Origin of the sequence: Pseudomonas sp. ES3-33 (assembly GCF_000952175.1) — a bacterium.
Taxonomy (GTDB): Bacteria; Pseudomonadota; Gammaproteobacteria; order Pseudomonadales; family Pseudomonadaceae; genus Aquipseudomonas; species Aquipseudomonas gregormendelii.
The window spans coordinates 63,807-73,293 of the sequence record NZ_JZRI01000086.1 but is presented as its reverse complement, the minus strand read 5'-3'; the positions used below and the strand labels follow the sequence as shown (position 1 = coordinate 73,293).

Below are 9,487 nucleotides of genomic sequence, written 5' to 3'. Positions count from 1 at the left end.
AGATGTGTATAAGAGACAGACGTTAAAACCCCACCCACCAAGTGATACAGCGCCAACTGCTCATGCAGCACCACGGCGGCAATCAGCGCGGTAATCAACGGCAGCAAATTGAAAAACAAGGTGGTCCGGCTCGGCCCCAGGCGTACTACGGCCTGCATCCAGGCCAAAGGGGCCAGCATCGAAGCCAGCAGGCAGGCGTACAGCACCAGCGGGATATTCTGCAGCGTCGGGCCGATTTTCGGCGAGGCAATAAACAGCGGCAACAACACGACTATCGCCACCAGCACCTGCAAATACAGCAGCACCAGCGGCGGCAAGCGCAGTTGCCACTTCTTCAGCAGCGTGCTGTAGATCGCGTAAGCCAGGGTGGCCACCAGCATCATTGCATCACCCAGGTTCACTCCGTGCTCCAGCAATCCCCCGAGACTGCCGGAGGACACCACGACCAGCACGCCGGCAAACGACAGCACGGCACCGGCCAGCGCCCCCGCAGTCAGGCGCTGGCCCAGGCTGGCGATCGCCATGGCCAGCGACATCAACGGCATCAGCGACAGGATGATCCCCATGTTGGTAGCCGACGTCAGCGTGGCGGCGAAGTACGCCAGGCTCTGATAAACAGCCATGCCCAGAACCCCGAGCACGAAAATTCGCCCCAGGTTCGGACGGATCAGCGGCCAGTGGGCGATGACCGGTTTAAGCATGAATGGAGTGAACAGGACACCGGCCAGCAGCCAGCGGTAGAAACCGATCTCGGCCGGAAATATCGCCCCTACGGCGAGTTTGTTGATGACGGTGTTGCCCGCCCAGATAAAGATCGCGAGCAGGGGGTAAGCGTATTGCATCAGGAACAACCAGAACATTAATGAGGGGGGATTATCCCCGCCTGCGCAGCGCATATCCATGCCGTCGGGCCTGGGGCGCAAAATGTCCGCCACAACGTGAAAGCAGGAAGGTGTAACAGGTGTTGTCTACACTCCAGCACAAGGCCGCGTTCCTCCCTGCGGCGACCAGGAGAAAACTCCATGAAGATGTTGCGTGCCCCCGTATTGATGATCGGCTTGCTGCTCTGCTCTCAGGGTTTCGCGGCCACGGCCCAACAGAACAAAATGACCACTTGCAACGCCGACGCTACGGCCAAGAGCTTGAAGGGGGATGAGCGCAAGGCCTTCATGAGCACCTGCCTGAAGGCGGCGCCGGCGGCCAACGATGACGGCAAGGCGCTGACCCCGCAGCAGGAAAAGATGAAAACCTGCAACGCCACGGCGGCCACCCAGGCGCTCAAAGGCGATGCGCGCAAGGCCTTCATGAGCGAGTGCCTGAAGAAAAAATAATGCGCTGTGGGTGATGGCCTCGTCGCGGGCAGGTCTTGTTCCCGCAGGAGCGCTGCGTGTTCGCCGGATTTGCAGACACTGGAGATCGCAGTCGGAGCCGGCGGTGCGACGTTCGACTTGCCCGCGCCGAGGCCCGCAGGCCCCACACAGCCCCGACAAAAGTCTCCCCCACATTTCCTAGTGCTGGGTTCGGAACGCTGGCAGACTGCCAATCCTTTTTACGCCGTTCGTTTTGAGGCTGTATGCCAACGTTTTCTCAACGCCAAGTCTTGCTGGTCATCAGTTGGGTCATCATCTTTGGTGGCTTGCTGTTGGTGATTCCCCTGCGCCTGCTGCCAAGCCTGCTGGCCGGGTTACTGGTGTTTGAACTGGTTAACATGTTGACCCCGCAGCTGCAGCGGCTGATCGAAGGTCGACGCGCCCGCTGGTTGGCGGTGGCGTTGCTGGGCACGCTGGTGGTCAGTGTGCTGGCATTGATTTTTGCCGGTGCGATCAGCTTCCTGTTGCACGAGGCGGAGAACCCCGGTGCCTCTCTCGACAAGTTCATGGGCGTGGTCGATCGCGCCCGCGGGCAGTTGCCGCCGTTCATCGATGTCTATTTGCCGGCCAGTGCTGCCGAATTCCGCGTGGCAATCGGCGAGTGGATGAGCAAACACCTGAGCGATTTGCAGCTGGTTGGCAAGGATGCGGCGCACATGTTCGTGACTCTGCTTATCGGTATGGTGCTGGGCGCGATCATCGCCCTGCAGCGGATTCCGGACCTGACCAAACGCAAGCCGCTGGCCGCCGCGCTGTTTGATCGCCTGCACCTGCTGGTGCAGGCATTCCGCAATATCGTCTTCGCGCAGATCAAGATTTCCCTGCTCAACACCTTCTTCACCGGAATCTTCCTGGCGGTGGTGCTGCCGATGTTCGGCATCCAGCTGCCATTGACCAAGACCCTGATCGTCCTGACCTTCCTGCTGGGCTTGTTGCCGGTGATTGGCAACCTGATGTCCAACACCCTGATCACCATCGTCGGCTTGTCACTTTCGATCTGGGTGGCATTGGCGGCGCTGGGTTACCTGATCGTTATCCACAAGCTCGAATACTTCCTCAACGCCCGCATCGTCGGTGGGCAGATCAGCGCCAAGTCGTGGGAGTTGCTCCTGGCGATGCTGGTGTTCGAGGCCGCATTCGGCCTGCCGGGGGTGGTGGCGGGGCCGATTTACTACGCGTATCTGAAGAGTGAGTTGAAGCAGGTGGGGATGGTTTGACCAGGTAGGGATGTGTTGCCTGATCTGACGCCATCGCGCACAAGTCGGCTCCCACAGGTTTCAGGTAAGGCACAAAACCTGTGGGAGGGTGGCTTGCCCGCGATGCAGGCGACTCGGTTTTTGATCAGTCCATGCTGCCGTAACGCTTGCTGGCCTCAATCGCCAACCCGCTACCAATGCTGCCAAAGATATTCCCTTCGACGTGCCGGGCATTGGGCAGCATGTCCGAGACGCTGGTGCGCAACGCCGGGATCCCGCTAGAACCCCCGGTAAAGAACACCGTATCCACTTGATCAACCCGCACGTTGGCGTCGTTGAGCATCTGGGTCACGCTGTTGCGCACGCGCTCCAGCAGCGCTTCGATGGCTGATTCGAACAGCGCCCGGGTCAATTCCACGCTCAAACCCGGCTCAATGCGGTCCAGCGGAACATGACGGTGCTCAGCATGGGTCAGCTGGATCTTGGTTTCTTCCACTTCCATGGCCAGCCAGTGCCCGGCGCGCTGGTCGATCAACTTGAACAGGCGGTCAATGCCGCCGGTGTCCTCGATGTCATAGCGCATGCTGCCCAGGGCCAGGGTGGACTTCTGCGAGTACACCGAGTTGATGGTGTGCCAGGTCGCCAGGTTCATGTGGTGGCTGGTGGGCATGTACGCGCCGCTCTTCATCCGGCTGCCGTAGCCGAACAGCGGCATCAGGCCTTGCAGGCTGAGCTGCTTGTCGAAATCGGTACCGCCGATGTGCACGCCGCCGGTGGCGAGAATGTCATCGTGGCGGTTGTCGTTGTGGCGACGGTCGGGCGACAGGCGCACCAGCGAGAAGTCCGAGGTACCACCGCCGATGTCGACGATCAGCACCAGCTCTTCTTTCTCGATGGTCGACTCATAGTCGAACGCGGCGGCAATCGGCTCGTACTGGAACGACACATCCTTGAAGCCAATGGCCCGGGCCACGTCGACCAGGGTGTTTTCAGCTTCCTGGTCGGCCATTTCATCGTCATCGACGAAGAACACCGGACGGCCCAGCACCACTTCCTCGAACTCCCGGCCTGCGGCGGTTTCGGCACGCTTTTTCAACTGGCCGATAAACAGCCCGAGCAGGTCCTTGAACGGCATCGCGGTGCCGAGGACGCTGGTGTCGTGCTTGATCAGTTTGGAGCCCAGCAGGCTCTTGAGCGAGCGCATCAGCCGGCCTTCGTAGCCTTCCAGGTACTCGTGCAGGGCCAGGCGGCCGTACACCGGGCGGCGTTCTTCCATATTGAAGAAGACCACCGATGGCAGGGTGATCTTGTCGTCCTCCAGCGCGATCAGCGTTTCCATGCCGGGCCGAATCCAGCCGACGGTGGAGTTGGACGTGCCAAAGTCGATACCACAGGCACGAGCTGGAGATGCGTTTTTCATGTCTTTCGAGTTCCGGTTAAAAAACGGCCGCGCAGTGTATGTCACTGCGGCACAGATTCGAAGGCCGACTATCCGCTAAATCGAAGCGAATAGCGTCTTGAAAGACTATCCTTTGCCCCAAACTTGTCTGCATCGAGCCTGCGGCGCATGCTGCGGGTGGCAGAACGAATTTGATAACGGATGGTGATCCTTAGATGGACTTCAAAGACTATTACAAGATTCTCGGTGTGGAGCCGACAGCTGACGATAAGGCCATCAAGGCGGCCTATCGCAAGCTGGCGCGCAAATATCACCCCGATGTCAGTAAGGAAAAGGACGCCGAGGCCAAATTCAAAGACGCCTCGGAGGCCTATGAAGCGCTGAAAAGCGCCGACAAACGCGCCGAATATGATGACTTGCGCAAGTACGGCCAGCATGGCCAGCCATTCCAGGGCCCGCCAGGTTGGCAGGGGCGTGGGGATGGCGGCTTTGGAGGTGGTCAGGACACGGGCGATTTTTCGGACTTCTTCAGTTCGATCTTCGGCAACCGTGGTCCCGGTTTTGGTGGTGCACAGCCGGGCCGCAGTGCCGGGCGTCGAGGGCAAGACGTGGAAATGGAATTACCGGTTTTTCTGGAAGAGACCCTCTCGAACGAATCGAAGAAGGTCAGTTTCCAGGTGCCGCAGTACAACGCTGCCGGCCAGCACGTCAGTAACACCAGCAAGAGCCTGAACGTGAAGATCCCGGCCGGCGTGACCGACGGCGAGCGCATCCGGCTCAAGGGCCAGGGCGCACCGGGTGTGGGTGGCGGCGCCAATGGCGACCTGTACCTGATCATCCGTTTCGCCCCGCACCCCAAGTACGATGTCGAGGGCGAAAACCTGATCATCACGTTGCCCCTGGCCCCGTGGGAGTTGGCGCTGGGCACCGAGGTCGCAGTGCCGACCCTCACCGGCAAGATCAATCTCAAGGTCCCGGCAGGCAGCCAGAACGGCCAGCGCATGCGCGCCAAGGGCCACGGCCTGCTGAACAAGGCCGGCGAACGCGGCTACCTGTATATCCAGCTCAAGGCCGTGATGCCCAAAGCCGCCAGCGACGAGGTCAAGGCGCTGTGGCAGGAACTGGCAGAGAAAGCTGCGTTCAACCCAAGAGAGAACTTCTGAGTCAACAGACGGAGTAGCCCATCATGAGCAACCCCCTGATCGTTCATCTGGACCTGGCCGAATTCTGCGAAGCGACCGACTTATCGGACGTCTACGTGATCGAGATCGTCGAGCACGGCATCCTCGAACCTCAGGGCTCGGTGCCCAAGGATTGGCGATTCAACGACTACGAACTGGCCCTGGCCAAACGCGCCGCCAAGCTGCGGCGCGATCTGGAGCTGGGATGGGAAGGGGTTGCCCTGGCGCTGGAGTTGCTGGAGGAGGTGCAGCAGCTTCGGGCGGAAAACCGGATGTTGAAGCAGCGGTTGGGGCGGTTGGTGGTTGAGTAGGTAGCCGGCTTGGGCACAGGGACGCTTGAGGGCATCCCGTTCTGGCGTAACGCTGGCAAGCCCTCAAATGTTGCGGGGCAACACTACCGTGAACAGCGTGCCGTCAGTTTCGTTGGAACTCACCTCGATCGTACCGGAATGGGCTTGCACCACTTCATTGACGATAAAAAGCCCCAAACCAAGGCTGGTGGACGGCTGGCCCAGTTCTTCGTCGGCGCTGCGTACCAGTGGGTCGAAGATGGTGCCGATGGCCTCTTCAGAAATCGGTTTGCCGAAGTTATGCACCGTCAGGCACACCGCCTCGGGTTCGCCGGCCAGGGTGATGGTGACATCCCGTTTGTTCAGGCCGTGTTGCAGGGCGTTGCCGATCAGGTTCTGCAACAGTTGATCAAGCCGTCCGCGATCCCAGTTGCCCTGGGTGTTGCCCGAGATGACCAGTTTCGGGTCGCACTCCGGGTTGCCGGCGCACGCCTCGCCAATGGCCGCGTGGGCGGCGTCGGCCAGGTCCATCGGCGCAGGTTCGATCGGCAGGCTCTTGCCCAGGCGGCTGCGTACCAGTTCGAGCAGATCGCTGACCATCACGGCCATGTGCCGGGCGCCACGCTTGATGTTGTGGGCGCAGGCCAGGGCATCGCCCTCAAGCTTGGCCTTGCGCAGTAACAATTCCGTGGACATGCTCACCGCCTGCAAGGGTGCGCGCAGGTCATGGCCAAGTATCGCCAGGAAGATGTCCCTGGAGCGGTCGACCTGTTCGGCGTAGGCGGCCGTGGACTCCGCCAGGGCTTCGTCAATGGCTTCGTTGAAACGGATCATGTCCTGGAAGTAGGCGAGGTCCGGTGAGTCCAGGCTCCCGACCCACAGCCGGATCACGCAGGCGCGCAGGTGACGGAATTCGCTGGTCATCTGCACCAGGTCAAAACCCACCGTGTGCCGCAGCTCACCGTGGCTGGCTCCGGCCTCATCCAGGCTTGGGGTTTTCTCGGGTCCCTCGCCTTTGGCCTTGGCCATTTGCTCGCTGGCACTTTGTGCGGTGGTCATATCCCGCGCTGCGGCCAGCAGGATGACCCGGGCATGGTCGCGCAAAGCGACGCTGTCCATGTGCTCGGCAGCGGGGGTGATGGTGCTGGCGAACTGCTCCCATTCATCGACGATACGGTCTACGTGTTGCCTGATGAATTCGGGTAGGCGCATGGCCAGATTCCTGAGGGAGAAGTCTGGCGCATCTTAGCCCCTTTGGCGGGCACTAAAAACTACCATTACGCGGCGAGAGCCTCGATCAGGAAATGTTCTGCGGTCACTGCAGCGGTTGGAGATCCTTTTCACCTTTAAAACGGCCACCTGATCGGCCGTTGCTGCAGGCAGGAACCTGGCATGCCGGATTCCTGCCTGCTCAACGTGGGGTCAGAACAGGAAATAGCGCTGCGCCATCGGCAGCACATCCGCTGGTTCACACCACAGCAACACACCGTCGGCCTTGACTTGATAGGTCTGCGGATCGACGTCGATGGTCGGCAGATAATCATTGTGGATCAGGTCGGTTTTCTGCACCTCACGGCAGCCTTTGACCACGGCGATTTTCTTCTTCAAGCCAAGCGCCTCGGGTAGGCCGGCGTCGTGCGCTGCCTGGCTGATAAAAGTCAGGCTGGTGGCGTGCAGCGAGCCGCCATAGCTGGCGAACATCGGGCGGTAGTGCACCGGTTGCGGTGTGGGTATCGATGCATTGGCGTCGCCCATCAGGCTGGCCGCGATCGCACCGCCTTTGAGGATCAGCGTCGGCTTGACCCCGAAAAAAGCTGGCCGCCAGAGCACCAGGTCGGCCCATTTACCCACTTCGATCGAGCCCACTTCATGGCTGACGCCGTGAGTGATCGCCGGGTTGATGGTGTACTTGGCGATGTAGCGCTTGGCGCGGAAGTTATCGTTGCCGGGACCATCCCCGGGCAGCGCGCCGCGTTGCTTTTTCATCTTGTCGGCGGTCTGCCAGGTTCGGGTGATCACTTCACCGACTCGCCCCATGGCCTGGCTGTCGGAGCTGATCATCGAGAACGCTCCGAGGTCGTGGAGGATGTCTTCGGCGGCAATGGTTTCGCGGCGGATGCGGCTTTCGGCGAAGGCCACGTCTTCGGCGATGCCGGGGTCCAGGTGGTGGCAGACCATCAGCATGTCCAGGTGTTCGTCGATGGTGTTGCGGGTGAACGGCCGGGTCGGGTTGGTCGAGCTAGGCAACACGTTGGCAAAGCCGCAGGCCTTGATGATGTCTGGTGCGTGACCGCCACCCGCGCCTTCGGTGTGGTAGGTGTGGATAGTGCGCCCCTTGAACGCGGCAAGTGTGGTTTCGACGAAGCCCGACTCGTTGAGCGTGTCGGTATGGATCGCCACCTGCACGTCGTACTGGTCGGCGACGTTCAGGCAGTTGTCGATGCTCGCCGGCGTGGTGCCCCAGTCTTCATGCAGCTTGAGGCCGATGGCGCCGGCCTTGACCTGTTCGATCAGCGGCTCCGGCAGGCTGGCGTTGCCCTTGCCGGTGAGGCCGATGTTCATCGGGAACGCGTCCGCTGCCTGAAGCATCCGTGCCAGGTGCCACGGCCCGGAGGTGCAGGTGGTGGCGTTGGTGCCGGTGGCCGGGCCAGTGCCACCGCCGATCATGGTGGTAACGCCACTCATCAACGCCTCTTCGATCTGCTGCGGGCAGATGAAGTGGATGTGGGTGTCGATGCCGCCCGCGGTGAGGATCATGCCTTCGCCGGCGATGATTTCGGTGCTGGCGCCGATGGCGATGGTCACGTCGGGTTGCACGTCCGGGTTGCCCGCTTTGCCGATGCCGGCGATGCGTCCATCCTTGAGGCCGACATCGGCTTTGACGATGCCCCAATGGTCGATGATCAGTGCATTGGTAATCACAGTGTCGGCGACTTCAGCGGCCAAGAGCTGGCTCTGGCCCTGCCCGTCGCGGATGACTTTGCCGCCGCCGAACTTTACTTCTTCGCCGTAGGTGGTGAAGTCTTTTTCCACTTCAATCCACAGTTCGGTGTCCGCCAGGCGGACCTTGTCACCAACGGTGGGGCCGAACATGTCGGCGTAGGCTTGTTTGGAAATTTTCATGCGCATGCCTTGGGGTTCAATTGTGTTTTAGGCTCACCTGTGGGAGCAAGGCTTGCCCGCGATGGGGCCATTGCAAGCACCGCATTGCTCAAAGGTCACCCATGATCCGCCCGGCAAACCCGAACACCCGGCGATTTCCCGCCAGGTCGACCAGCTCGACCTCCCGACTCTGCCCCGGTTCGAAACGCACGGCAGTGCCGGCAGGGATGTTCAGGCGCATGCCGCGACTGGCCGCACGGTCGAAGGTGAGCGCGTCGTTGGTTTCAAAAAAATGGTAATGCGAGCCAACCTGAATTGGCCGGTCGCCGCTATTGGCCACTTTCAGGCTGATCGTGCGGCGGCCTGTGTTGAGTTCGATGTCGCCGGGCTGGATCTGGTATTCACCGGGAATCATCAATGGGCTCCTTGCAGAATCTTGTAGTAGAGGGCGGTCGGCTTGTACTGGCCGCTCGGGTCGCAGGCGTAGTCGGGGATCTGGCCGGCACGGGTGTAGCCCAGCGCCTTGTAGAAGTCTTCGGCCGGTGAGCCGGCCTCGGTGTCGAGGTACAGCATGCCGCGCTTGTGCTGCAGCGCGGCGGTCTCCAGGGCGGTCATCAACTGTTGCCCCAGGCCACGACGTCGCGCGTGCTCGCGCACCAGCAGTTTTTGCACTTCGGCACGGTTCAGGCCATTGGCTTTCTGGCACAGGGTCAGCTGTACGCTGGCTTGCACCTGTTCGTCCTTGACCACCACCCAGAGCAGTACATTGCCCTTGTTCAGGTTGTCCTGGACTTCGTCGAAATAGGCGCGGGCCTGCACCGCGTCCAGGTTCGCCATGAATCCGACACTGGCGCCATAACCCACTGCATCGAGCAGCAGATCGATCAGTCCCTGGCGATAGTGCGCGAAGCTTTCAACATTGACGCGGCGCAGTTGAGCGGCGTTCATC

Annotated in this window: 10 protein-coding genes; 4 read left to right on the top strand and 6 right to left on the bottom strand. The window is 61.0% G+C overall.

The window, feature by feature from the left end; genetic code table 11:
- Positions 1-842: DMT family transporter (locus UB23_RS16490; protein WP_045060369.1), on the bottom strand; the 842-nt coding region annotated here is incomplete at its 3' end.
- A gap of 180 nt (positions 843-1,022) precedes the next feature.
- Here UB23_RS16490 and UB23_RS16485 point away from each other — a divergent pair.
- Both UB23_RS16485 and UB23_RS16480 read left to right on the top strand, forming a co-directional pair.
- Positions 1,023-1,331, top strand: coding sequence for a PsiF family protein (locus UB23_RS16485; protein WP_045060367.1), 309 nt, complete (start codon positions 1,023-1,025; stop codon positions 1,329-1,331).
- 242 nt (positions 1,332-1,573) lie between these two features.
- On the top strand, positions 1,574-2,587 hold the full coding sequence (locus tag UB23_RS16480; RefSeq protein ID WP_045060366.1) for an AI-2E family transporter: 1,014 nt from the start codon (positions 1,574-1,576) through the stop codon (positions 2,585-2,587).
- Between the two features lie 124 nt (positions 2,588-2,711).
- Here the strand turns inward: UB23_RS16480 and UB23_RS16475 are convergent, their stop codons facing one another.
- Complete coding sequence (locus UB23_RS16475; RefSeq protein ID WP_045060365.1) at positions 2,712-3,986, bottom strand: Hsp70 family protein; 1,275 nt, start codon at positions 3,984-3,986, stop codon at positions 2,712-2,714.
- 194 nt (positions 3,987-4,180) lie between these two features.
- Here UB23_RS16475 and UB23_RS16470 point away from each other — a divergent pair, with 194 nt between their 5' ends.
- Together UB23_RS16470 and UB23_RS16465 are read left to right on the top strand one after the other, a co-directional pair.
- On the top strand, positions 4,181-5,128 hold the full coding sequence (locus tag UB23_RS16470; RefSeq protein WP_045060364.1) for a DnaJ C-terminal domain-containing protein: 948 nt from the start codon (positions 4,181-4,183) through the stop codon (positions 5,126-5,128).
- 23 nt (positions 5,129-5,151) lie between these two features.
- The gene (locus UB23_RS16465) at positions 5,152-5,457 is read left to right on the top strand and encodes a chaperone modulator CbpM (RefSeq protein WP_045060363.1); all 306 of its coding nucleotides are present in this window, start codon (positions 5,152-5,154) and stop codon (positions 5,455-5,457) included.
- 63 nt (positions 5,458-5,520) lie between these two features.
- Here UB23_RS16465 and UB23_RS16460 read toward each other — a convergent pair whose 3' ends face one another.
- The 4 genes from UB23_RS16460 to UB23_RS16445 form a co-directional block, all read right to left on the bottom strand.
- On the bottom strand, positions 5,521-6,648 hold the full coding sequence (locus UB23_RS16460; RefSeq protein ID WP_045060362.1) for a sensor histidine kinase: 1,128 nt from the start codon (positions 6,646-6,648) through the stop codon (positions 5,521-5,523).
- A gap of 210 nt (positions 6,649-6,858) precedes the next feature.
- Positions 6,859-8,559, bottom strand: coding sequence for an urease subunit alpha (gene ureC, locus UB23_RS16455; RefSeq protein WP_045060368.1), 1,701 nt, complete (start codon positions 8,557-8,559; stop codon positions 6,859-6,861).
- A gap of 88 nt (positions 8,560-8,647) precedes the next feature.
- A complete protein-coding gene (locus tag UB23_RS16450; RefSeq protein WP_045060361.1) occupies positions 8,648-8,953 on the bottom strand; it encodes an urease subunit beta in 306 nt (101 codons plus the stop codon).
- On the bottom strand, positions 8,953-9,486 hold the full coding sequence (locus UB23_RS16445; RefSeq protein ID WP_045060360.1) for a GNAT family N-acetyltransferase: 534 nt from the start codon (positions 9,484-9,486) through the stop codon (positions 8,953-8,955). The genes UB23_RS16450 and UB23_RS16445 overlap by 1 nt, the downstream gene beginning before the upstream one ends.
- Between the last annotated feature and the right edge of the window lies 1 nt (position 9,487).